This window comes from Paenibacillus sp. FSL L8-0435 (genome assembly GCF_037965655.1).
In the GTDB taxonomy this organism is placed as follows: Bacteria; Bacillota; Bacilli; order Paenibacillales; family Paenibacillaceae; genus Paenibacillus.
The window spans coordinates 2,447,735-2,471,656 of sequence record NZ_CP150185.1; the positions used below are offsets into that span (position 1 = coordinate 2,447,735).

Here is a 23,922-nt window from a genome sequence, read left to right on the forward strand (position 1 = left end):
TACGTATGAGATGCCATGTTTGAAAGGGGGATCAACATTCATGAGTATGGATTTTATTGAAGCAATGAATGAATTGGAACGGGAAAAAGGGATCAGCAAGGATGTGCTGTTTGAAGCGATCGAGGCTGCACTAATTTCCAGCTACAAGCGGAATTTCAACACGGCCCAGAATGTGCGTGTTGACATGAACCGTAATACGGGAGTTATTCGAGTGTATGCCCGTAAATTGATCGTGGAAGAAGTCCTGGATTCACGTACCGAAATTTCATTGCCTGCTGCACGAGAAATCAACCCACACTTCCAGCTGGAAGATATTGCGGAGATTGAAGTTACGCCGCGTGATTTCGGACGTATCGCGGCACAAACTGCCAAACAGGTAGTGACCCAGCGGATTCGTGAAGCCGAACGCGGCCTGATCTACAACGCTTTCGTAGATAAGGAAGAAGATATCGTTACGGGAGTGGTGCAGCGTCAGGATTTGCGCAATATCTACATCGATCTGGGCAAAATCGAAGCGGCTTTACCGCTGACCGAATTGATGCCGAACGAGAAGTTTGTTCATGGTGACCGTATTAAGGCGTATATCACCAAGGTCGAGAATACGACGAAAGGGCCGCAAATCATTTTGTCCCGTACCCATCCGGGCCTCTTGAAACGTCTCTTTGAACTGGAAGTGCCTGAGATCTTTGACGGTGTAGTTGAAATTCGCTCCGTCGCTCGCGAAGCAGGGTTCCGCTCCAAGATTGCCGTACATTCCCGCAACGAGGAAGTTGATCCAGTTGGATCTTGTGTAGGTCCTAAGGGAATGCGCGTGCAGACCATTGTGGGTGAGCTGCGCGGTGAAAAAATCGACATTGTTCGTTTCTCCGATCAGGTAGACGAATATGTTGCTAATGCACTGAGTCCTTCCAAAGTATTGGAAGTTCATGTATTTGAGGAAGAAAAGATGGCTCGGGTTATCGTTCCGGACTATCAACTGTCGCTCGCAATTGGTATCAAAGGCCAAAATGCCAGATTGGCAGCCAAATTAACCGGCTGGAAAATCGACATTAAGAGCGAGAGCCAGGCGGAACAGGAATTCGGCAGAGAAAAAGATTCTTCTTCTGAAATGCATCAGGATTCCGTCTCCGTCGACTAAAGTAAAGTACGGGGGGCGCTGACGTATGAAACCAAAAAAAGTGCCGCTGCGCAAATGTGTGGCATGCCAAGAAATGATGCCCAAAAAGCAGCTGATTCGCATTGTTAAAACGCCAGAGGATGAAGTGCTGATCGATTTGACTGGCAAAAAATCCGGACGTGGTGCCTATTTATGCGGCAAAGAGTCCTGTTTTAAGCTCGCACTCAAAAACCGGGCTTTGGATCGGGCGTTGAAAGGCAAAGTCTCACCTGAAATTTACGAGCAATTAGCAGCTGACTTCATCGCGGTTGAGGATGAATTCAAAGCAGCACAGGAGCGTGAACATGACTAATATTAAAACGCTGTCTTATTTGGGACTCTCTATGCGTGCAGGTAAACTTGTAACAGGTGAAGAAATTGTACTTAAAGCGATCCGTTCTTCCGAAGCTAAAATGGTTATTGTTGCGGGTGACGCCTCAGCCAATACACAAAAGAAATTTCGCGATAAATGCGGAACTTATAAGGTTCCTCTGTTGATCGGATTTGACCGGGATAGTTTGGGTTCAAGTATCGGTAAAGACACGCGTGTTGTTCTTGCAGTAACGGATCGAGGGTTTGCAAAAATGATCTCCAAGCAAGTCGGTATAATGTCGGAGGTGGAGTATATTGAGTAAACAGGAAAACAAGGATAAATTGCGAGTTTATGAATATGCGAAGTCCCTTAATATGAGTAGTAAAGAAATTATAACCATTCTTAAAAAGCTGGAAATTCCCGTAAACAATCATATGAGTGTCATGGAGAATGGTTCAGTCGGTAAGGTGGAACAATTTTTTAAAGATATAAAATCCACTGCTGCTTCGAAACAAAGTAACGATGCAAAACCAGTTGCTACTTCGGCAGTGCGCAGTGACAAACCAGTGGACAGCAACAAGCCGGCCGGCGGAGTGAACACGCCGAAGAGCAGTAACCCATCCGGTAGTCCCGTACAAACAAAAATACAACAGGAAAAGCAGGTAGGTATGAACAATAGACCAAATTCCAACAATAACAATGGCACCCAAAGACCCAGCGGCCAAGACAGCCGCAACAGAACGAACTCTTCCCAAGGCTCAAGCCAAGGAGGACAATCAACTAACCGTCCAAGACCAGCTCAAGGTGGACAAAGCAGTACTGCATCCCGTCCGCAAGGATCGGGTCAACGTCCGAATAACAGCGGTGGCGGTCAGGTAAGAACTTCAGGACCTAACAGCGGTGGTAATACAGGTACTGCTGGCAACCGTAGCGGTGGCCAAGGTCAGAGCCAAGGACAAGGCCAACGTAGAAGCGGCCCAGGTGGCACTACTGGCAGCAACAACAATAGTGGTAACCGTTCGAACAGCGGTGGCGGTGGACGTCGTTATGATGACAACCGTGGCGGCAACTTCCGTGGTAACCGTGGTGGCAAGAACAACCGCAACAGAAATCAACAACAGTACCAACAACGTGAAAAAATTGATAACACACCTAAGAAAATCATCGTTCGTGGTGATATGACTGTTGGTGAAACAGCGAAGTTGCTCCATAAGGATGCTTCCGAAGTTATCAAAAAGCTCATCGCTATGGGCGTTATGGCAACAATCAACCAAGAGCTTGATATCGAAACGATCCTTCTGCTTTCAGGTGAATTCGGTGTTGAGGTTGAAGTGAAGATTGTGCTTGAAGATGACCGTTTCGAAACACTGGAAGAGAATGATGATGCTGCTGACTTGCAGGCTCGTCCACCAGTAGTTACGATCATGGGTCACGTTGACCATGGTAAAACTACTTTGCTGGATGCTATTCGTTCAACGAATGTATCCGATGGCGAAGCAGGCGGAATCACGCAACATATCGGTGCATATCAAGTTGAAATCAACAACAAAAAGATCACGTTCCTGGATACTCCGGGTCACGAAGCGTTTACAGCGATGCGTGCACGGGGCGCACAAGTTACGGATATGACGATTATTGTCGTAGCTGCGGATGACGGTGTTATGCCACAGACAATTGAGGCGATTAACCATGCCAAAGCTGCTGGGCTACCAATCATCGTGGCTGTCAATAAAATTGACAAGCCGGGTGCTGATCCAGACAAAGTGAAACAAGAACTAACTAGCTATGAACTCGTTCCTGAAGAGTGGGGCGGAGATACCATCTTTGTTAACGTGTCAGCGAAACAAAGAATGGGTCTGGAAGGTCTGCTTGAAATGATTCTGCTGGTTGCAGAAGTGAACGAATACAAAGCGAACCCGGACAAACGTGCCCGTGGTACAGTGATTGAAGCCGAGCTGGATAAAGGACGTGGCCCAGTTGCACGTATCCTCGTACAGCACGGTACATTGAAAGTCGGCGATGCTTTCGTAGCAGGTAACTGCTTCGGTCGTGTCCGTGCGATGGTCAATGACAAAGGTCGTCGTCTGAAAGAGGCTGGACCTTCAACACCTGTTGAAATCACAGGTTTGACTGAAGTTCCAGGTGCGGGAGATCCATTCATGGTGTTTGAAGATGAGCGCAAAGCGCGTTCCATCGCTGACAAACGTGCGATTACGCAACGTGAATCCGATCTGGGTACACATACTCGCGTAACGTTGGATGATCTGTTCCAACACATCAAAGATGGCGAGATCAAAGATCTGAACGTAATCATCAAAGGTGACGTACAAGGTTCGGTTGAAGCATTGAAAGGTTCCCTTGCGAAGATCGAAGTTGAAGGTGTACGCGTGAAAATCATTCATAGCGGCGCTGGTGCAATCACGGAGTCCGACATCATTTTGGCAGCAGCATCCAATGCCATCGTGATTGGTTTCAACGTTCGTCCTGATAACCAGGCGAAAGCAACTGCAGATCAAGAGCAAGTAGACATTCGTCTGCATCGCGTAATCTACAGTGTTATCGAAGAAATTGAACAAGCGATGAAAGGTATGCTTGATCCGATCTACAAAGAAAAAGTTATCGGTCATGCTGAAGTTCGGAGCACGTTCTCCATCAGTAAAGTGGGTACCATCGCTGGTTGTATGGTTACCTCGGGTAAAATTACGCGTTCTGCGGAAGCACGCCTGATTCGTGATGGCATTGTCCTTTACGAAGGTAAGCTGGATTCCCTGAAACGTTATAAAGATGATGCCAAAGAAGTAGCCCAAGGTTACGAGTGCGGTATTACACTGGATAAATATAATGATCTCAAAGAGGGCGACGTTATCGAAGCCTTCATTATGGAGACAGTACAACGATAAGCAAGGAAGCATGAGGTGAACAACGATGGCTAAGATTCGTACAGGTAGAGTGGGCGAGCAGATCAAGAAAGAAATCAGTCTGCTCATCCAGTCTGAACTGAAAGATCCACGTATCGGCTTTATTACGGTAACGGGAGTCGAAGTGACAGGAGACTTGTCGCAAGCCAAAGTTTATCTGAGTGTCTTCGGTGAGCAGGAACAAAAAGATAACACGCTCAAAGCTCTGGCAAAAGCAAATGGATTTTTGCGTTCCGAGCTGGGCAAACGTATCCGGTTCCGGCATGTTCCCGAGTTGATATTTAAGATTGACGAATCCATCGCTTATGGCAGCCGAATTGAGAAGCTGCTTGGCGATATTGGTTCCGACAAGAACGAATCCCAGTAACAGAATAGAGGAGACGGCAATGCACACTTATGAACAGGCGCTCCAGGCCGGAAAGCAATTTCTGCTGGAGCATGATGATTACCTGGTCGTGTCGCATGTACAGCCGGACGGTGACGCAGTCAGCTCGACGGTAACGGTGGGCTGGCTGCTGTCATGTCTGGGTAAGACATTCACGATGATTAATGAAGGCGAAATTCCCGGGCGTATGCATTTTTTGTGGGAAGCAGGCAACATTGTGAACATGACCGAACAACCACCGCAGCGAAAATATAAAGCTGTTATTTGTGTGGATTGTGCAGACTTTGCCAGAGTAGGTTTGACACGTCATTATTTCGAAGACGATGCTGTTATTTTGAATATTGATCATCACCCTACAAATGACGGTTATGGTACAGTCAACATCATTAAGTCAGATGCTGCTGCAACCGCTGAAATTTTGTTCGATTTTCTTAACCTGTTCCAAGTAACATGGGATAAAGATGTTGCGACGGCAGTTTATACAGGATTGCTTACGGATACAGGTGGCTTCCGCTATGCCAACACCAGCCCAAATGTAATGACAACGGCCTCCAGACTGCTTGAACATGGCGTGGATGGACCCTATCTTGCCCAGACCTTGTTGGAGCAGGTGACTCTTCCGCAAGTTCGGATTTTGAATCAGGCACTATCAAGCCTGCAGATGACGGATGATGGAAAGATAGCCTGGGTTGTTATTACACCAGATGATATGGTGGCTTGTGGAGCAGCTAATGAAGATCTTGAAGGGGTAGTGAATTATCCGCGTAACATTCAGGGCGTGGAAGTTGGTATCTTTTTCAAAGTCATCAACGAGAATGCGGTCAAGGTTTCTTTGCGTTCAGCTGGCAAGATTGATGTTGCTGCACTAGCCCAGACCTTTGGCGGAGGCGGGCATGTGCTTGCAGCCGGATGTCGTCTGGAAGGCAGACTTGATGATATTGTCACAAAAGTACTGAAGCAGGTGAACTCACAATGGTAAAGCCATTTGAAGGTGTACTTCCGGTATATAAACCGGCGGGATTTACTTCTCATGATGTTGTAGCCAAAATGCGTCGCATTCTCAAAATGAAGCGCATTGGGCATACGGGCACACTTGACCCACAAGTTACAGGCGTTCTGCCGCTCTGTCTTGGACGGGCGACACGTGTGGTGGAGTACATGCAGGAGCTTCCGAAGGAATATCTGGCTACGCTCAGATTGGGACTCTCTACTGACACAGAGGATATGACAGGGGAAGTCATTGAGCGGGCTGAAACGACTGTGGAAGTAACACAGGAACAGGTTCAACAGGTGCTAGAGCAGTTTCTGGGCACGATCTCTCAAGTACCACCCATGTATTCTGCGGTAAAGGTAGACGGCAAACGTCTTTATGAGCTTGCTCGTGAAGGTAAGACGGTAGAGCGTAAGAGTCGTGAGGTCACAATCTATGAGCTCGAACTTACAGGGATTGAGACTCAGGGTGAGACCACCGATATATCTTTCCGGGCTTTATGTTCAAAAGGTACCTATATTCGGACATTGTGTGTAGACATTGGCCGGCAACTCGGATATCCATCGACCATGGTTCAACTGGAGCGTACAATATCGGCAGGTATCTCTGCAGATCGTTGTCTTCGTATTGAAGAAGTGGAACAACTTATGGCTGACGGGACTTTAGCGGAGGCGCTGATTCCTGTTGACGAGGCTATTTCTTCAATTCCGGCCCACAAGGTTGGAGAAGAACAGACCAAAGGAGCACTTCAAGGTCAGAAACTGTCTGCACGTCTTCTGGAACCACCTGTAGAGCAACCTGGGTTAATGCGGTTGTATGCTCAGGATGGTACGTTTCTGGGGATATTTGAGCGGGATGAACTAAAACCAACGGTGAGGGCAGTTAAAGTCTTTTTGCCGGAATAAAGAGGTTTCGGGCTTGGAGTTGTGGTGATGCTCAAGCTTGGCCTATCTAGTGAAATGCAGGTGAATGATTGTGAAAACCGTAATGCTAACCTATCCGCAGACGTTACATTCGACTGAGCTGAGCACACTGCCCCAAGTGCTTGCGATTGGTCAATTCGACGGACTGCATCTCGGACATGCAAGTGTCATTTTATCAGCTGTCCGCATTGCGCGGGAAACGGGCATGCAGGCAGCGGTCATGACCTTTCATCCACATCCGAAGGAAGTTATGCGCAAAGGGGATTACGAGGGTTATTTAACTCCCTTGAGAGATAAAGAAGATATCTTGGCAGGAATGGGCGTTGATGTACTCTATGTGGTGGAGTTCAATGAAGATTTCTCACGGTTGACGCCGCAACAATTCGTACACGACCTGTTGATTCCTCTTCAGACACGAACAGCGGTGGTGGGTTTTGACTTCCGTTTTGGTCACAAGGGTGCAGGGGATGAACAACTTCTTCGTACTTTGGGAGAAGGAGAGATGACGGTGGAAACCGTTCCTCCGTTCTTGTTAAATGGTGAAAAAGTGAGCAGTTCTCTCATTCGTGGCCTGTTGAAGCGTGGGGAGATGGATGAGGCCAGTCAGTGGCTTGGTCGACCTTACAGCATCAGAGGAACCGTCATTCATGGGGAGAAGCGTGGACGAACGATTGGATTTCCTACAGCCAACCTTGAACTCACGGATCATTACGTTACCCCGTCGAAGGGTGTTTACGCTGTTCGTGTGCAGTATGGCAAACAGGAACTGCATGGCGTAATGAATCTTGGTGTGAAACCTACGTTTCACGAAAGCGGGATGAAACCTACGTTTGAAGTGCACCTGCTTGATTTTGATGGACACTTGTATGACCAGGAACTAAAGGTTGAGCTCGTTCACTATATTCGTGCAGAACGAAAGTTTGACTCCATTGATGCATTGATTAGCCAAATTCGTGAAGATGCATTAACTGCCGGCCGCCTGTTATCTTAAAGGTTCAGGATTAAATGCATGTTTACATTTACTTTAACTAGGCAATTATGATATACTATACTACGTTGTCGATTAAGACAACATTAACCTTGGCTTGGTTGCTTGCTCTCACCGGCGGTGACGAGGCTAATGGCGATTATATTGAAGGAGGTGAACAGGATGGCATTGACTCAAGAACGTAAACAACAACTGATCGACGAGCACAAAACTCACGAGTCCGATACAGGATCTCCAGAGGTGCAAGTTGCTATCCTTACGGAAAACATCAGAAGTTTGACAGACCACTTGCGTACGCATAAGAAAGACCACCACTCACGTCGTGGACTTTTGAAAATGGTAGGTCAACGTCGTAAGCTTTTGGCTTACGTGAAAAACAAAGATGTTAAACGTTACAGCGCACTGATCGAAAAACTCGGATTGCGTCGTTAATTATCGTACATGTTTTCAAAACCAACCTGGCTGTTATCCGTCATTCTTTTGTCTAAAAGGACAAGCGGAACCTACAGCCGGGTTGTTTTGTAGATGAACATGTTGCCATATATTTGTAGATGGGGCTCCGTGAGGAGCTTTTGTTGTGCAGGTTAGCATGTTGAAAGTTCCATACATAGCTAATGAATGCAGGACAAGCAGGAAATACTGTAAATATGCAGAATCCATTGAATTAGGAACGAATATAAGGAGGGGTTTCATGGAACAGCGTGTTGAAATGCAGCTTGGTGGAAGAAAGCTTACGCTTGAGACCGGGCGTTTGGCCAAGCAGGCTAATGCTGCCGTTAAGGTAACATACGGGGATACCGTGGTATTGTGTACCGTGACAGCATCAAGTGAGCCGAAAGATCTGGACTTTTTCCCATTAACGGTGAACTATGAAGAAAGATTGTACGCCGTAGGTAAAATCCCGGGAGGATTTATTAAACGTGAAGGCAGACCGAGTGAGAAAGCCATTCTTTCAAGCCGTCTGACAGACCGTCCAATTCGTCCTTTGTTCCCGGAAGGCTTCCGGAATGATGTACAAGTTCTGAATATCGTTATGAGTGTGGATCAGGATTGCGAACCGCAAATTGCTGCAATGATTGGTACATCGGCAGCATTGAGTATTTCGGATGTTCCATTCAGCGGACCGATTGGTGGCGTGAAAGTTGGACGTATTGATGGCGAGTTCATCATTAACCCAACGATTGCACAGCTTGAAGTCAGTGATATTGAACTGGTCGTTGCAGGAACCAAAGATGCCATCATGATGGTTGAGGCGGAAGCAAACGAAGTGCCGGAAGAAGTGATGCTCGAAGCAATCATGTTTGGACATGATGAGATCCAAAATATTATTGCTGTAATCGAACAACTTGTGCAAGTTGCTGGAAAAGAAAAAATGGCTGTTAAGTTGCGTACCGTTAATACTGAAGTTAACAGCAGCGTGCGTGAATTCGCCAGCGCTCGTCTGGTCGAAGCGGTTAAAATCGCCGAGAAACATGCTCGTCAAGATGCAATCGATGTAGTGAATGACGAAACCGTTGCTCACTTTGAAGAGAAATATATTGAAAGTCCGGAATTGTTCAAAGACGTGAAGGAAGTTCTGCACGATATCGTCAAAGAAGAAGTGCGTCGTCTGATTACGCATGATAAAGTTCGTCCGGATGGACGTGGACTTGCTGAAATTCGCCCAATTGAATGTGATACATCTCTGTTGCCACGTGCACATGGTACAGGACTGTTTACGCGCGGTCAAACGCAAGCACTTAGCGTTTGTACACTGGGTGCACTGGGTGATGTTCAGATTTTGGACGGAATCAGTCTTGAAGAAACGAAACGATTCATGCATCACTATAACTTCCCACCATTCAGCGTAGGTGAAGCTCGTCCATTACGTGCTCCAGGCCGTCGCGAAATCGGACATGGTGCTCTGGGTGAGCGCGCGCTTTCCAAAGTGATTCCTTCCGAAACGGATTTCCCATACACGATTCGTTTGGTATCTGAAGTTCTGGAATCCAACGGTTCATCATCTCAGGCAAGTATCTGTGCCAGCACTTTAGCTATGATGGATGCAGGTGTACCAATCAAAGCTCCAGTTGCGGGTGTAGCTATGGGTCTGATCAAAGATGGAGATCATGTATCCATTCTGAGTGATATTCAAGGTATGGAAGATCACCTCGGTGACATGGACTTTAAAGTAGCTGGAACACCTGAAGGTGTAACTGCAATCCAAATGGACATCAAAATTGCTGGTATTAATCGTCAAATTTTGTCTGATGCATTGGCGCAAGCCAAAGAAGGTCGTATGCACATTTTGGGCAAAATGAACGAAATTTTGAAAACTCCACGTGAGCAGTTATCACAATATGCACCTAAAATTACAACGATGCATATCAACCCGGACAAAATCCGTGATGTTATCGGTGCAGGTGGTAAAATTATCAATAAAATCATCGAAGAAACCGGTGTTAAAATTGATATTGAACAGGATGGACGTGTCTTTATCGCTTCTTCCAACCAGGAGATGAATGATAAAGCCAAAGCGATCATCGAAGGTATTGTGCGCGAAGTATTGGTCGGCGAGATTTATGTCGGCAAAGTAAAACGCGTAGAAAAATTCGGTGCATTTGTTGAAGTACTTCCGAACAAAGAAGGTCTGGTACACATCTCGCAACTGTCAACTGAACGTGTTGCCAAAGTGGAAGATGTTGTAGCTATCGGTGATTCCATTACGGTAAAAGTAACGGAAATTGACCCACAAGGTCGAATCAACTTGTCCCGTAAAGCAGTTTTGACTGCTGAAGCTCCGGCTCAATCCTAGGATACCGAAGCGACAGGTTATAAATGGATAGATTGAATGAAGAGACAGAATGTGAATTTCTGGCTCTTTTTTTAACGTTTAAATACGTAAAGCAAGGATGAAAACATGGCTTAGCATTCATATTCTTGCCCTTGTCCTCATATGATGGGGACAAAGACGGCGGGAGGATGGAGCTGTGGGAAACCAATCCAAAAAGCTGGCGGCTGTTCTGGCGGGTGTGACTGCGGTCATATTGATCGGACAAGTTGGCAGTGTACGTACATACATTACGGAGATCCGTGATGGGCCAGGTACGCAAAATGCTTTTGACATGTTTAAGGAAGCAACTGGAGAAGATGCGCTGTTGTCTGCGATTCGGGATAAAGCGGCTGAAACGAAAATTGCTCCGGTGAATGCCAGAGTGGATCGGGTATGGAAAGCAATTCCTGGTTATAATGGCATGGAGATTGATGTGGAAGCGACATACCGTAAGGCGCTGAGTGGAACGTTGAATACCAAAATAGCGTATGTCTACCGTCAGATTGAGCCGGAGATTCAGCTTAAAGATTTGGGTGCACATCCGATCTATCGGGGAAATGCAAACAAACCGATGGTTTCTTTTATGATTAATGTGGCCTGGGGGAACGAATACATTAAACCGATGCTGGATACGCTCGATGCCGAGAAAGTGAAGGCTACTTTTTTTCTGGATGGAAGTTGGTTAAGCAAAAACGTTGAACTGGCCAAAGAAATTCAGAAGCGTGGGCATGAGATGTCCAATCATGCGTATTCTCACCCGAATATGAGTCGATTGAGCGCAGAACGGGCCAAGCTGGAAATTAGCAAAACCCAGGATCTGCTCCATAAAACACTGGGTGTAGAGAATCGTTGGTTTGCTCCGCCTTCCGGTGACTTTAATCAGAAGACCGTTGACATTGCTTCATCCATGGGGCTGCAAACCGTGTTATGGACAGTAGATACTGTGGATTGGCGTAAGCCAAGCCCGGATGCCGTTGTTGCTAAAATTGCAAAAAATACCGAGGCAGGCACGTTAATTCTAATGCACCCTACAGCTGCTTCTTCGGGAGCTTTAAAGGGCATGATTCAATCCATACGGGCCAAAGGTCTGGTGCTCGGAACAGTAAGTGAGACGTTGTCTTCGGAACGTGTAAATACGTCTGCGGTTGAGTGAACGTTGTTTTTTTGTTAATATCAAACAGTTGGAACCAAATGTCGATTTCAATTTCAAGGTTGAGATCAAGGCAATTATAGAGATGTAGGAGGGCCAACCATGAAAAAAATTCAGCTGGGCAATGGCCTCAGAGTTGTCATGGAACAGATACCGACCTGCCGTTCTGTGTCTTTCGGAATATGGGTCAAGACAGGTTCGCGCAATGAGCAACCTGCAAGTAACGGAGTATCACATTTTATTGAACACATGTTGTTCAAAGGAACAGATCGTTATGATGCCAAGGCGATTGCAGAGCAGTTCGATGCGATTGGCGGTAATGTGAATGCGTTCACTTCCAAAGAATACACGTGTTATTATGCTAAAGTGTTGGATGAACATTTGCCGATTGCGGTTGATGTATTGTCTGATATGTTTTTCCGCTCCAAAATGGATGATGGTGAATTGATCAAGGAGAAAAACGTCATTCTGGAAGAAATCTCAATGTATGAAGATACGCCGGATGATATGGTTCATGATCTGATGGCCTTGGCCGCCTATGGTGAGCATCCACTCGCATACCCAATCCTGGGTACGGAAGAACGTCTCAAAGCGATGGATTCCAGTCATCTGCGTGCATATATGAAGGAGCACTACACGATTGAGAACACGGTCATTAGTATCGCGGGTAATATTGATGACAGTGTAATCGATCTGATGGAGAAGCATTTTGGTGCTTTTGATGTAAATGGGGTAACGGAAGCAGTCACGATGCCAGCCTTCCAAAGTGGACAGCTCTTTCACAAAAAGAAAACGGAACAGAATCATATCTGTATTTCGTTCCCGGGCTGTAAAATCGGAGATCCGCTGCAATTCGCTATGGTTGTTCTGAATAACGCCATTGGTGGAGGCATGAGCTCCAGACTGTTCCAGGAAATTCGTGAGAAACGGGGTCTTGCGTACTCCGTGTATTCCTATCATAGCTCTCATGCGGACAGTGGACTTTTCACGATATACGCGGGTACAGCACCGAAACAGACCAAAGAAGTGCTTGACCTGACCAAAGAGGTTCTGCGCGACCTGGCTGTAAACGGCTTGTCCGAAGATGAACTTCGTAAAGGAAAAGAACAGCTGAAAGGCAGCTTGATTCTGAGCTTGGAAAGCACAGGCAGTCGCATGAATCGTTTGGGTAAAAACGAACTCATGCTGGGCAGACACCATACGCTGGATGAGATGATCACCAAAATTGAACAAGTTACCATGGACGATATTAACGCGGTACTTGATCTGATGTTTGCTGAGCCTTTTGCACTTGCTATGGTTGGCGCTTCAGATAAGACGATCGCTGGATTGAGAAGGGATGATTTTGTTGCATTACGTTCAAATACAGAAACTGCCGGGCAATGAAGATATTAAACTGCCTCAAAAAATGTCGGAGCTGGCATCCGGCTTTGATGTAGTAGCTGCACTTCAGGAAGATGTTGTATTGCACCCGGGTCAGCGTACGCTGATTCCTACCGGACTTGCGATGGCAATGCCAGCTGGATTGGAAGCACAGATCCGTCCTCGGAGCGGACTGGCATTCAAACATGGCATTACCTGCCTTAACACACCGGGGACCATTGATGCGGATTATCGCGGAGAAGTTAAAGTGCTGTTGATTAATCTGGGTCAGGAACCGTTCACGATTGTACGGGGAGAGCGCATCGCACAGATTGTCTTCCAGACCGTGCCTGCGGTTGAATTGACGGAAGTGAATGAACTTTCGGAAACGGTACGTGGCGAAGGCGGATTTGGTCATACCGGGAAATAAGCAGCGTAAATATACCCATTCTTTAGAGTCGTCCCTGACAGGGGCGGCTCTTTTTTACATTCGAGAAACGGACGGTGGAATGCAATTATTGTTTTCACCCCCCTGTGGGCCCTTGCATACGATAAGGCATACATGTGGTGAAAGGAGTGACGTCCCGATGCTGACCGGAGTCCGGATTGTAGTCCTGGGCGGAGATGCGCGGCAGCTTGAAGTCATTCAAAAGTGCGCTGAGCTGGATGCAACGGTAAGTGTGGTGGGTTTCGATAAAATAGAGCGTTCCATTCCAGGGATTGAGCACCAGGAACTGGAGGACGAAGTGTTTGCTTCCGCAGATGTACTGGTACTGCCTGTCGTCGGTTGCGATGATCAGGGGAAAGTAAGTACTTCATTCAGTGACACACCGATCTATTTGAAAAAGGAACATATTGCAGCATTACCAGAGCATTGTATTGTGTTCACAGGTATGGCAAAGCCGTTCCTGCGCGAACTTTGTCTTGAAAATGGGCTGCGACTTGTTGAAGTACTTGATCGTGATGATATTGCACTTTACAACTCTATTCCAACAGCTGAGGGAGCCATCGCCATAGCTATTCGGGAGACGGACTTCACAATCCATGGTTCGGAATGCATTGTGCTTGGCATTGGTCGAACAGGATTCACAATGGCCAAAACATTGCAGGGACTTGGAGCAAATGTACGGGTGGGAATCAGGCGGGAAGAGGATGCTGCCCGCGCTACAATAATGGGCTGGAAGCCTTTCATGACAACGGATTTGGCCGCTCAAACCGGGGAAGTTGACTTGCTTTTTAATACGATACCGACTATGATAATCACAGCACAAATCCTGTCCAGAATGCCGCAAAAGGCTGTCATTATCGACCTCGCATCCGCTCCTGGCGGCTGTGATTTCAGGTATGCTGACAAACGCGGTATCAAAGCGCTACTTGCGCCTGGCCTCCCCGGCATTGTTGCTCCCAAAACGGCTGGCGGCATTATTGCCGACGCGTTGATCCGTTTGCTTTTGGAAGAACAGAACGCACGGGAGGTTAAATCATGAACTGGCAGGGAAAAACGGTAGGTTATGCAATTACGGGTTCTCATTGTACGTTTGAAGAGGTTATGCCGGTAATTAGCCGCTTCGTAGCTGAAGGTGCCAACGTCATTCCGATTATTTCGAATTCGGTTCTGACGACGGATACACGCTTTGGTACGGCGCAAAATTGGCAAAAACAGTTGAAAGATATAACAGGTAATGATATCATTTCTACAATTGTTGAAGCGGAGCCATTAGGGCCTTCCAAGTTGCTTGATGTGCTGGTGATTGCTCCATGCACAGGGAATACAACAAGCAAGCTGGCTAATGCGATGACCGACAGTCCAGTGCTAATGGCCGCCAAAGCGCAGATGCGCAATCAGCGTCCGCTTGTGCTCGCGATTTCCACGAATGACGGTCTGGGCTTGAATGCTGCGAATATCGCCAAATTGCTCGTGGCCAAATATTTGTATTTTGTGCCATTTGGGCAGGACGATCCAATGAAAAAACCAAACTCGTTAGTCGCCAAAATGGAATTGATTCCAGAGGCTTGCTGGAGTGCTCTTGAGGGCAAACAGTTGCAGCCGATGATTGTGGAGCGTTCTTCACAGGCTTGATGGAACAATGATTCGGTGACAACGTTTATGCGCTTGGAGAAATGAAGGGGTTCGAGAGACAAAGAAAATCATGGGGGACGATATGCTGGATTGAACAGCTACTATGTCCACGTTCCTGTATATAAGGCATTCCTGCTTGCGGGCAGTACAGGTTAAGCAAGCGGGAGAGGTCTATTGTGAATGTATGCGTCATGACCTCGTATAAAATGCTGAAATTATCGCATCAGAACGCTCCCTAGAGTGATCCATTTGTTGATTTGACCCGTGTCCAGTCTTCTTGCGTACACAAATGGAGGAATAAAGATGCGTATCATGGTACAGAAATTCGGAGGCACGTCTCTCTCCACTGTTCAGGCGAGAGAGCATGTGCTCCGTCACGTTAAACGTGAACTTGAAGCAGGATTGAGTCTGGTCATCGTTGTGTCTGCGATGGGCCGCCGCGGCGAGCCATATGCGACTGATACATTGCTGGACTGGGCTGCACAGAACGGAAACGCACTATCCGCACGCGAAAAGGATTTACTGCTGTGCTGTGGTGAAATCATATCTGCGACAACGTTGAGCAGTTTACTCGAACATGAAGGCATTCCAACTACAGTGCTGACCGGCGCACAAGCAGGTTTTGTGACGGACGACAATTTCGGGAATGCCCGGATATTGGATGTCCGTCCTGTTCGTGTGTTGGAGCAGCTTCAGCTCGGCCGTGTCGTTGTTGTAACCGGATTCCAGGGGCAGACAGAGAACGGAGACTTCACGACACTGGGTCGTGGGGGAAGTGATACGTCTGCTACAGCTCTCGGTGCAGCATTACGTGCTGAAATGGTGGATATCTACACAGATGTGAACGGGATACTTACCGCTGATCCGCGAATTGTTGAGGATGCACGTCCACTGACTGTTGTGAGTTATGCAGAGATCTGTAACATGGCCCACCACGGGGCCAAGGTAATCCATCCACGTGCGGTTGAGATTGCGATGCAATCCCAAATTCCAGTGCGGGTAAGATCTACTTTTGCAGACACGGAAGGAACGCTGGTTACGCATCCGGAAGGATTTCAGGATGTGCAGACAGGCATTGTTGACCGTTATGTAACAGGCATCGCCTACGTGAGCAATGTAACGCAAATTACGGTGGATGTGCCTGGTGGTGCAGATCGATTGCAACTTAAAGTGTTCAAAACCATGGCAGAGAATTCAATCAGTGTTGATTTTATTAATGTTACCCCCTCGGGAGTTGTCTATACGGTTTTTGACAGTGATTCCGAGAAAGCCATACAGGTATTGCAGGAGATAGGTCTCAAGCCACAAAGCTTGTCCGGTTGTGCCAAAGTGTCCGTCATTGGCGGAGGCATTAATGGTGTACCTGGAATTATGGCTCGAATCGTGGAGTCCTTGACACTGGCAGACATTCAGATCCTGCAATCGGCAGATTCGAATACAACGATCTGGGTACTCGTAAAAAAAGAAGATATGGTTCAGGCCCTGAGGGCACTTCACGCCTCATTCGAACTTCATTTGTAAATAACTGAAGTTAGAGGAGCCAAACCTGTTTTGAAGGAGGAATCGAATTGGACTTTGGAAGATTGATTACAGCAATGGTCACTCCGTTCAATGAACAAGGAGAGATTCATTGGGAGGAAACGGCACGTCTAATCGACTATCTGATTGCAGATCAAAAGTCGGAGACGCTTGTGGTTTCTGGAACAACAGGGGAGTCTCCAACACTTAGTGATACTGAGAAAGTTCAATTATTCGAATTTGCAGTGAAACATGCGGCCGGTCGGTGCAAAATTATAGCCGGAACGGGAAGCAATAACACGGCACATTCCATCCATTTGACACAGGAAGCTGAACGTGCCGGAGTGGATGGCATATTGTTGGTTGTTCCGTATTACAACAAACCTAGCCAAGAAGGTTTGTTCAAACATTTTGAAGCGATTGCAGGCTCCACCAAGCTGCCAATTATGCTCTACAACGTGCCTGGGCGTACTGTAACCAGCCTGTCAGCAGCGACAACACTTCGTCTTGCGCAGATACCTAATATCGTCGCTACGAAGGAATGTGCGTCTATGGAGCAGGTTACGCTGATTGCAGCAAGTGCTCCAGAGAATTTCAGAGTCTATTCCGGTGATGATGCTTCAGGCTTACCAGCGATTGCGGTTGGAGCACATGGAATTGTCAGTGTGGCCAGTCATGTCGTAGGGGCAGAAATGAAGAAAATGATTGACGCCTTCTATGGCGGAGCACCTCTTGAGGCTGCTCAGATTCATCAGCAGTTGTTCCCAGTGTTCAAAGGCCTGTTTGAGTGTCCACAGCCTCTACCAAACCCGGTAGCGGTGAAATATGCGCTGACATTGCGTGGTCTAGACGTTGGTTCTGTACGATTGCCCCTTATTCCACCAACGGAAGAGGAGCAGGTTTATATCAAAGGTTTGCTTAATTTGTAATCATTTTGGCTGCATAAGGACTATTTTATTAATCATGGGAATATTCTTCAGATCAGCAAAAGAACCGCTCCTCTTCGTCGAGGCTGCGGTTCTTTTTTTTACGAGTATTGTGAGGTTTCTTTTCGAATGCTAAGGGGAAACCTACAGGTTAACGAGAGAGTGACTTGTTTTTTTTGTTTTTAATCATGTATAATGATGTCAAGTGACTGGGTGCGGTATTTTTTTGAAATTGAAAGCGACATCGTTTCGTGGTGTAGCTTTGCGGTGAAAAAGGAAGGAACGGCTAAGAGGGAATTTCAAATCCAACTTGTTGGTCAAAGGGAATAACTTCGAAGAACTTCTTCCAAATATCGTGAATAAAGGTGTTCTTTTGCATTCATCCCGATAGGTGGGTATGTGATGTATGGACTACTTTTCTTAACTTACAATAAATAATAAGGTACGACGTCCAACTACCATAGGAGGTTTAGATTCATTTGTCTAAGAAAAATAATAACGATAAACTGATGATTTTTGCTTTGGGCGGCGTAGGCGAGATTGGTAAAAATATGTACGTCATCCAATACGCCAACGACATTGTAGTCGTAGATGCTGGTCTTAAATTCCCGGAAGAAGATATGCTTGGTATTGATATTGTCATCCCTGACATTTCTTACCTGACTGAGAACCGTGACAAAGTAAGAGGAATTATCCTTACTCACGGACATGAGGATCACATTGGTGGTCTGCCATATGTTCTCAAACATCTGAATGTTCCTGTATACGGAACAAGACTTACGCTTGGACTTGTAGAAAACAAGTTGAAAGAAGCGAATCTGCTGGGTGAAACAAAACGTATTCTGATTGATGCTGATTCCGAGATCCAACTTGGATCTGTTCTGAAAGCATCGTTCTTCGCTACTAACCATAGTATTCCGGATTCTGTTGGTGTATGTGTCGAAACACCGGAAGGTGCAGTTGTTCACACAGGTGACTTCAAATTCGACCATACTCCAGTCAATGGTCAATATGCAGATCTTCAGCGTATGGCACAGATCGGAACAAATGGCGTGTTAGCGCTGTTGTCCGACAGTACAAACGCTGAGAAACCTGGATTCACACCATCGGAGAAAAATGTGGGTATCGTTCTGGAAGATATCTTCCGTAAAGCTAGTCAACGTGTTGTTGTAGCGACATTTGCTTCCAACGTACACCGTATCCAACAAGTGATCAATGCAGCAGAAGTGACTGGACGTAAAGTTGCAGTTATCGGACGCAGCATGGTGAATGTGGTTGGTATTGCTTCAGAACTGGGTTATCTTGAGATTCCGGATGGCATGATCATTGAACCTGAAGAAGTAGGTAAGATGGCAGCTGATCGTGTCGTAATTCTCTGTACAGGAAGTCAAGGAGAGCCAATGTCAGCACTGACACGTATGGCTCGTTCCACACACCGTAAAGTGGACATCCTGCCAGGTGATACCGTTATTATCGCAGCAACACCAGTTCCAGGTAATGAAAAATATGTAGGCCGTACGATTGATGAACTGTTCCGTCTGGGTGCTAACGTGCATTACAGCGGTGCTAACAGTGGCGTCCACGTATCTGGTCATGGTAGCCAGGAAGAGCTGAAACTGATGCTCAACCTGATGAAACCGAAATTCTTCTTGCCAATTCACGGTGAATTCCGTATGCAGCGTCGCCACGCGGTTCTTGCTGAATCTGTAGGGGTAGAACCTGAGAACATTTTCATCACGGATATCGGTGAAGTGATTGAAATTCAAGGTGGAGCAGCACGTAGAGCGGGTAAAGTTACTGCAGGTAATGTGTTGATCGATGGCTTGGGTGTAGGCGATGTGGGTAACATTGTACTTCGTGACCGCAAATTGTTGTCACAAGATGGTATCCTTGTTGTTGTGGTAACCCTGAGCAAACAGGATGGAAAAATTGTTTCCGGTCCTGACATCATCTCTCGCGGATTTGTGTATGTACGTGAATCGGAAGGACTACTGGATGAGGCCAACCGGATCGTTAGCAGCACATTGCAGAAGTTGATGAGTGAGAACGTTAACGAGTGGGCTTCACTCAAAACGAATGTTAAAGATGCATTGGGACGCTTCCTGTATGAGCAAACTCGTCGTAGACCGATGATTTTGCCAATCATTATGGAAGTTTAAAATAAGCTAAACAAAAACATATATTCAGGCACACAGTCGCCCCTTCTCTACGAGTAATATTGGACGGTTCCTCGTAGAGAAGGGGCTTTTTTTGCGTTTTCAGGAAGATCTGCAATAGGGTCAATATGTGAAGCAATTTGATGTAGCGGGTATAAGGCGGTTGGAAAAATCCCCATACTAAGGAAATACATTAAATGTTTCTGGAGAAGGGGATTATTGAAATGAATGAACGTATGAATGGCAAACAGGCGTCAAGATCCAATCAACCGGAAGTTGAAGCGCCGGAGATTCCGATTCAGGAGGACAAGGCCATCTCTCCCGTGACAGAGACTATTCAGCAATTTGGGCAGACACAGTCGCCTGCAGGTGAGTCGAATATTTTCTGTATGACCATTATTGGACAGGTCGAAGGGCATTTGATTTTGCCGCCACAAAATAAAACAACAAAGTATGAGCATATCATTCCACAGCTGGTGGCTGCGGAACAGAATCAGCGCATTGAAGGTATACTGATCATTTTGAACACGGTAGGTGGGGATGTAGAGGCGGGTCTGGCCATTGCAGAGATGATTGCTTCTCTAAGCAAACCTACGGTTACTGTGGTCATTGGAGGTGGGCATAGCATTGGAGTACCGATTGCTGTTGCTTCAACATATTCCCTGATTGCGGGAAGTGCAACGATGACGATCCATCCGATTCGGATGAACGGCCTTGTCATTGGTGTACCTCAAACGTTTGAGTATATGGAGAAAATGCAGGAGCGGGTTGTTCGGTTCGTGACTTCGCATTCGAATATCTCTGAAGAGATGTTCAAAGAACTAATGTTTAAGACCGGTGAGTTAAATCGGGATATTGGTACAGCTGTAGGAAGCGCAGATGCAGTGAAATATGGATTGATGGATGCGGTAGGCGGAATTGGACAAGCCATTGCTCAGTTAAATCAGCTCATAGGAGACAAGAGACAGACTCTGCAAGCGGGAGGTTACACCCAATGACATTATATACCGTGATGCCCCCTGAACAATTATGGTCAGGCATGTGGAAAGAGAGTGAAGATACGAGAGAGATCAAGATGAATGGATTATTAATGCAGGTGAGACCTGTTAATGACAATGAAGCCGTTATTGTACGTTTGCTGGATTGTCCACTTGAAGCCTATCTGAATCCTGCTAATATGCCCGGTTCGACCATTCCGCTTTCGGGTAACTTGGGACCAGCATAACGCGACGAATTCAGACAAATTGAGCAGAAAAAGAACATATGTACGGATTATATTTGTATGGTATAATATTCTTCTGGGGGTGACCTGATTTTGGCCAGAAGAAAAAAGAGGAAAAAAAAGGGCGCTGGTTTTAGTGGCGTTTTAAAATATGAAATTTACGGGATTGTGCTTATTACCCTTGCTGTCATAGCATTATCGGGTGAAGCCACCGTTGGACGTTCGCTTTCCAAGATGTTCGGACTGATGCTTGGTAAGTTTTATTTTGCGATTCCACTTGTTGGTATTTATTATGGTCTCATGGTGATGATTCACCGGAAATGGCCGAGTGGCTGGACCACACGCAAGACAGGACTTGTTTTGCTGGTCTTTGCTTTAACTCTCATGAGTACTGTTTCTGCAATGCACCAGAAGCTCATTCCGGTTGGTGCGCTTGAGCCTGGTGCTGTGATTACGCAGGTACATAATGATATGCAAACCGAGTTGCTAACCCCTGCTGCGCCAGGTGAGAGGGACTCCATGCTGAACAAGGACATCAGCGGTGGTTATCTTGGAGCTGGGCAATTTGCTCTTTTCCTGTGGCTGTTCGGCAGTCTTGGGGCGAGACTCATCATGATTGTCATGTTTATCATCAGTTTTATGCTGATTACAAGTCTATCTTATGTGGATCTGATTCGAATATTCCGAACCAAGATTTGGGATGCCGGGAGTTCGATGTACAAGAAGCTGGAGTCGAGGCCCTCTGCACGTTCTGCTTCAGCATCTGATGGAAGGAAGAAAGGTAACGCTCGTAAAGTGGTGCCTGTTCCTGTTGAAGATGACGAAGACGAGTATGAGGATGAATTAGAGGAACAGCATCTGCCAAAACGAAAAGCGCCCATATTCTTCCAACTTTTCGGAAAATGGGGAGCTAAACGGGAACAGGCGACATCAGGACGTGAAATGGATGAGGTCGATTCGGCAGAAACAGAACAGATTGTGTACCGCGCCGAACAAGATCACAATGTAGAGGCGTGGCAGGATGCGACCGAAGACGTAGTGAACAAATCAGCTTCATCACGTGTTCCTGTTCAGGCTAAACCTAACTCAGCGCCGATCATTCGAGACTTTTTCGAGCACGTCAGAACAGAAGAGGCAAGCATTGAAGATGATCTGGACGATGCTTATCCTTTCCCGGATAATCTGGCCGATCCAAACGTAGTACAACAGGACGAGCATGCCATTAAAATAACGGATGAACTGGTAGAGACGGAGTGGTCTGCATCCGATGCGGGTACAAACGGGATGAATGCTGTGGATGAGATTCAGAGTGGAGAAGAAGTACCTAATGATGCAATGCAGGGAACAGATACTCCAACTCCTGAAGGGCAGGACACACAACCGGTGAAACCACCACCGCCACCTCCTAAGCCGTACAAGCTGCCATCATTCCGTCTCCTTGCCAAGCCAAACAATGGGGGCAAGGCGGGTGACCAGAAGGATTATATGCAGACAGCACGCAAGCTGGAAGCTACACTGGAGAGTTTTGGTGTTCGTGCCAAAGTGCTTGAAGTGGTACGGGGCCCTGCTGTTACAAGGTATGAAATTCAACCTGATATTGGTGTTAAAGTCAGCAGAATTGTCAGCCTAACTGATGATATCGCGTTGGCTCTGGCGGCAAAAGATATTCGGATGGAAGCACCGATTCCCGGAAAGTCTGCGATTGGTATCGAAGTACCTAATGGTGAAGTATCGGTTGTAACGATGCGTGAAGTAATGGAGACAGCAACGTTCCAGGATGCAGAATCCAAAGTGACCATTGCCTTTGGCCGAGATATCTCGGGACAGACGATTATTGGTAACTTGGCTCGTATGCCCCATTTGCTGGTCGCGGGTGCTACAGGTTCCGGTAAGTCGGTGTGTATTAACGGAATTATTACCAGCATATTGTACAAAGCCAAGCCGGATGAAGTGAAGTTTCTGATGGTCGATCCCAAGATGGTTGAGTTGAACGTATATAACGGAATTCCACATCTGATGGCACCAGTAGTAACTGATCCTAAACGAGCGTCACTTGCTCTTAAAAAGATTGTGGTTGAGATGGAGAAACGATATGAACTGTTCTCCAAATCAGGCACACGTAACGTCGAGGGTTACAATAATCTGATGAAAGATAATCCTGCGGCTGTTCTGCCTTATATCGTTGTCATTGTGGATGAGCTGGCAGATCTGATGATGGTTGCAGCCGGAGATGTAGAGGATGCCATTGCACGACTTGCTCAGATGGCTCGTGCAGCCGGAATCCATCTAATTATTGCCACACAACGTCCTTCTGTTGACGTTATTACCGGGGTAATCAAGGCTAACATTCCATCGCGGATTGCCTTCGGCGTATCCTCCCAAGTCGATTCCCGAACGATTCTGGATATGGGTGGGGCTGAGAAACTGTTGGGCCGTGGAGACATGTTGTTCATGCCAATGGGCGCATCAAAACCGGTTCGTGTACAAGGTGCATTTATGAGCGATGAAGAAGTCGAGAATATTGTAAACTACGTACGTGGTCAAGGTGAAGCACAGTATGATGAGTCCCTTGTACCTGAGGTGGATGACTCTATCCAGGCTGAAGATGAAGTACAGGACGAGTTATACGAAAAGGCAGTACAGATTATTCTGGAGGCCAAGCAAGCGTCTGTTTCTCTGCTACAACGTCGAATGCGAGTAGGATACACCCGTGCCGCACGTTTGATTGACTCCATGGAAACCCGGGGCGTTATTGGTCCTTACGAGGGTAGCAAACCAAGGGAAGTACTGATTTCACTTGAACAGTATCAGCAGAATAAAATAAGCTCGTAGTGTAACATGTAACATGGTTACAACGAATCGTTTAAGCCCTCAACCGTATTGGTTGAGGGCTTTTTGCTTGCTCAGTAGACTGAAGTTTTGCCATCTACTCCAAAGATCGGATGATTTGGTGCATAGGAAACAAGCAGGCTTGTCATAATAACCTTAGCGATTCTGTTAATCCCACAAGAGAAAGGTAGAG

22 protein-coding genes are annotated in these 23,922 nt (G+C 46.6%); all 22 read left to right on the forward strand.

The features are described from left to right. The first annotated feature begins 40 nt into the window (after window positions 1-40). The 22 genes from nusA to NST33_RS11270 all read left to right on the forward strand — a co-directional run bounded on the left by nusA (window position 41) and on the right by NST33_RS11270 (window position 23,732). Window positions 41-1,138, forward strand: coding sequence for a transcription termination factor NusA (nusA, locus tag NST33_RS11165; RefSeq protein WP_062833827.1), 1,098 nt, complete (start codon window positions 41-43; stop codon window positions 1,136-1,138). A gap of 25 nt (window positions 1,139-1,163) precedes the next feature. Then, window positions 1,164-1,469, forward strand: a complete 306-nt coding sequence (locus NST33_RS11170; protein ID WP_017689143.1) for a YlxR family protein — start codon at window positions 1,164-1,166, stop codon at window positions 1,467-1,469. Then, window positions 1,462-1,791: a ribosomal L7Ae/L30e/S12e/Gadd45 family protein gene (locus NST33_RS11175; protein ID WP_017689142.1), complete on the forward strand. Its 330-nt coding sequence runs from the start codon at window positions 1,462-1,464 to the stop codon at window positions 1,789-1,791. The genes NST33_RS11170 and NST33_RS11175 overlap by 8 nt, the downstream gene beginning before the upstream one ends. Next, complete coding sequence (infB, locus tag NST33_RS11180; RefSeq protein WP_221824155.1) at window positions 1,784-4,369, forward strand: translation initiation factor IF-2; 2,586 nt, start codon at window positions 1,784-1,786, stop codon at window positions 4,367-4,369. Before NST33_RS11175 ends, infB begins: the two co-directional genes overlap by 8 nt. A 25-nt stretch (window positions 4,370-4,394) precedes the next feature. Beyond that, window positions 4,395-4,754, forward strand: coding sequence for a 30S ribosome-binding factor RbfA (rbfA, locus tag NST33_RS11185; RefSeq protein ID WP_017689140.1), 360 nt, complete (start codon window positions 4,395-4,397; stop codon window positions 4,752-4,754). A 19-nt stretch (window positions 4,755-4,773) separates the two neighbouring features. Further along, window positions 4,774-5,751: a bifunctional oligoribonuclease/PAP phosphatase NrnA gene (locus NST33_RS11190; RefSeq protein WP_221824153.1), complete on the forward strand. Its 978-nt coding sequence runs from the start codon at window positions 4,774-4,776 to the stop codon at window positions 5,749-5,751. Further along, entirely contained in the window at window positions 5,745-6,668 is a 924-nt protein-coding gene (gene truB / locus NST33_RS11195) for a tRNA pseudouridine(55) synthase TruB (RefSeq protein WP_221824151.1), read from the forward strand. Before NST33_RS11190 ends, truB begins: the two co-directional genes overlap by 7 nt. Window positions 6,669-6,750: 82 nt before the next feature. Beyond that, window positions 6,751-7,677 carry a bifunctional riboflavin kinase/FAD synthetase gene (locus tag NST33_RS11200; protein ID WP_221824289.1) on the forward strand — a complete coding sequence of 309 codons (927 nt, stop codon included), beginning with the start codon at window positions 6,751-6,753 and terminating at the stop codon, window positions 7,675-7,677. A gap of 47 nt (window positions 7,678-7,724) precedes the next feature. Further along, window positions 7,725-7,859, forward strand: a complete 135-nt coding sequence (locus NST33_RS11205; protein ID WP_260632958.1) for a hypothetical protein — start codon at window positions 7,725-7,727, stop codon at window positions 7,857-7,859. Further along, window positions 7,837-8,106: a 30S ribosomal protein S15 gene (rpsO, locus tag NST33_RS11210; RefSeq protein WP_056700672.1), complete on the forward strand. Its 270-nt coding sequence runs from the start codon at window positions 7,837-7,839 to the stop codon at window positions 8,104-8,106. The genes NST33_RS11205 and rpsO overlap by 23 nt, the downstream gene beginning before the upstream one ends. A gap of 259 nt (window positions 8,107-8,365) precedes the next feature. Continuing rightward, window positions 8,366-10,468 (forward strand): polyribonucleotide nucleotidyltransferase, encoded by a 2,103-nt coding sequence (gene pnp, locus NST33_RS11215; protein ID WP_101313440.1) that lies wholly within the window; start codon window positions 8,366-8,368, stop codon window positions 10,466-10,468. Window positions 10,469-10,643: 175 nt separating this feature from the next. Continuing rightward, entirely contained in the window at window positions 10,644-11,639 is a 996-nt protein-coding gene (locus NST33_RS11220) for a polysaccharide deacetylase family protein (RefSeq protein ID WP_047842504.1), read from the forward strand. A gap of 99 nt (window positions 11,640-11,738) precedes the next feature. Beyond that, entirely contained in the window at window positions 11,739-13,022 is a 1,284-nt protein-coding gene (locus tag NST33_RS11225) for a pitrilysin family protein (protein ID WP_062833834.1), read from the forward strand. Beyond that, a complete protein-coding gene (gene dut / locus NST33_RS11230; RefSeq protein ID WP_221824149.1) occupies window positions 12,982-13,428 on the forward strand; it encodes a dUTP diphosphatase in 447 nt (148 codons plus the stop codon). The genes NST33_RS11225 and dut overlap by 41 nt, the downstream gene beginning before the upstream one ends. 157 nt (window positions 13,429-13,585) lie before the next feature. Next, complete coding sequence (dpsA, locus tag NST33_RS11235; RefSeq protein WP_076208873.1) at window positions 13,586-14,485, forward strand: dipicolinate synthase subunit DpsA; 900 nt, start codon at window positions 13,586-13,588, stop codon at window positions 14,483-14,485. Further along, on the forward strand, window positions 14,482-15,078 hold the full coding sequence (locus tag NST33_RS11240; protein ID WP_076208872.1) for a dipicolinate synthase subunit B: 597 nt from the start codon (window positions 14,482-14,484) through the stop codon (window positions 15,076-15,078). The genes dpsA and NST33_RS11240 overlap by 4 nt, the downstream gene beginning before the upstream one ends. A 303-nt stretch (window positions 15,079-15,381) precedes the next feature. Continuing rightward, window positions 15,382-16,599 carry an aspartate kinase gene (gene dapG / locus NST33_RS11245; RefSeq protein WP_017689129.1) on the forward strand — a complete coding sequence of 406 codons (1,218 nt, stop codon included), beginning with the start codon at window positions 15,382-15,384 and terminating at the stop codon, window positions 16,597-16,599. A 47-nt stretch (window positions 16,600-16,646) separates the two neighbouring features. Next, window positions 16,647-17,525 (forward strand): 4-hydroxy-tetrahydrodipicolinate synthase, encoded by an 879-nt coding sequence (dapA, locus tag NST33_RS11250; protein ID WP_221824148.1) that lies wholly within the window; start codon window positions 16,647-16,649, stop codon window positions 17,523-17,525. A gap of 476 nt (window positions 17,526-18,001) precedes the next feature. Continuing rightward, window positions 18,002-19,681, forward strand: a complete 1,680-nt coding sequence (locus NST33_RS11255) for a ribonuclease J (protein WP_076208870.1) — start codon at window positions 18,002-18,004, stop codon at window positions 19,679-19,681. A gap of 221 nt (window positions 19,682-19,902) precedes the next feature. Continuing rightward, window positions 19,903-20,676: an ATP-dependent Clp protease proteolytic subunit gene (locus NST33_RS11260; RefSeq protein WP_223869123.1), complete on the forward strand. Its 774-nt coding sequence runs from the start codon at window positions 19,903-19,905 to the stop codon at window positions 20,674-20,676. Continuing rightward, window positions 20,673-20,903, forward strand: coding sequence for a YlzJ-like family protein (locus tag NST33_RS11265; protein ID WP_221824146.1), 231 nt, complete (start codon window positions 20,673-20,675; stop codon window positions 20,901-20,903). The genes NST33_RS11260 and NST33_RS11265 overlap by 4 nt, the downstream gene beginning before the upstream one ends. 90 nt (window positions 20,904-20,993) lie before the next feature. After that, window positions 20,994-23,732, forward strand: a complete 2,739-nt coding sequence (locus NST33_RS11270) for a DNA translocase FtsK (RefSeq protein WP_339307911.1) — start codon at window positions 20,994-20,996, stop codon at window positions 23,730-23,732. Window positions 23,733-23,922 lie beyond the last annotated feature (190 nt).

What these genes read in the sequence shown, in the direction of transcription:
- NST33_RS11240 (WP_076208872.1), top strand. Translation starts at nt 14,482, where the DNA reads ATGAACTGGCAGGGAAAAACGGTAGGTTATGCAATTACGGGTTCTCAT.
- truB (WP_221824151.1), top strand. Translation starts at nt 5,745, where the DNA reads ATGGTAAAGCCATTTGAAGGTGTACTTCCGGTATATAAACCGGCGGGA.
- dpsA (WP_076208873.1), top strand. Translation starts at nt 13,586, where the DNA reads ATGCTGACCGGAGTCCGGATTGTAGTCCTGGGCGGAGATGCGCGGCAG.
- dapG (WP_017689129.1), top strand. Translation starts at nt 15,382, where the DNA reads ATGCGTATCATGGTACAGAAATTCGGAGGCACGTCTCTCTCCACTGTT.
- NST33_RS11175 (WP_017689142.1), top strand. Translation starts at nt 1,462, where the DNA reads ATGACTAATATTAAAACGCTGTCTTATTTGGGACTCTCTATGCGTGCA.
- NST33_RS11260 (WP_223869123.1), top strand. Translation starts at nt 19,903, where the DNA reads ATGAATGAACGTATGAATGGCAAACAGGCGTCAAGATCCAATCAACCG.
- NST33_RS11265 (WP_221824146.1), top strand. Translation starts at nt 20,673, where the DNA reads ATGACATTATATACCGTGATGCCCCCTGAACAATTATGGTCAGGCATG.
- rbfA (WP_017689140.1), top strand. Translation starts at nt 4,395, where the DNA reads ATGGCTAAGATTCGTACAGGTAGAGTGGGCGAGCAGATCAAGAAAGAA.
- rpsO (WP_056700672.1), top strand. Translation starts at nt 7,837, where the DNA reads ATGGCATTGACTCAAGAACGTAAACAACAACTGATCGACGAGCACAAA.
- NST33_RS11225 (WP_062833834.1), top strand. Translation starts at nt 11,739, where the DNA reads ATGAAAAAAATTCAGCTGGGCAATGGCCTCAGAGTTGTCATGGAACAG.
- NST33_RS11205 (WP_260632958.1), top strand. Translation starts at nt 7,725, where the DNA reads ATGATATACTATACTACGTTGTCGATTAAGACAACATTAACCTTGGCT.
- nusA (WP_062833827.1), top strand. Translation starts at nt 41, where the DNA reads ATGAGTATGGATTTTATTGAAGCAATGAATGAATTGGAACGGGAAAAA.
- NST33_RS11200 (WP_221824289.1), top strand. Translation starts at nt 6,751, where the DNA reads ATGCTAACCTATCCGCAGACGTTACATTCGACTGAGCTGAGCACACTG.
- pnp (WP_101313440.1), top strand. Translation starts at nt 8,366, where the DNA reads ATGGAACAGCGTGTTGAAATGCAGCTTGGTGGAAGAAAGCTTACGCTT.
- NST33_RS11190 (WP_221824153.1), top strand. Translation starts at nt 4,774, where the DNA reads ATGCACACTTATGAACAGGCGCTCCAGGCCGGAAAGCAATTTCTGCTG.
- NST33_RS11170 (WP_017689143.1), top strand. Translation starts at nt 1,164, where the DNA reads ATGAAACCAAAAAAAGTGCCGCTGCGCAAATGTGTGGCATGCCAAGAA.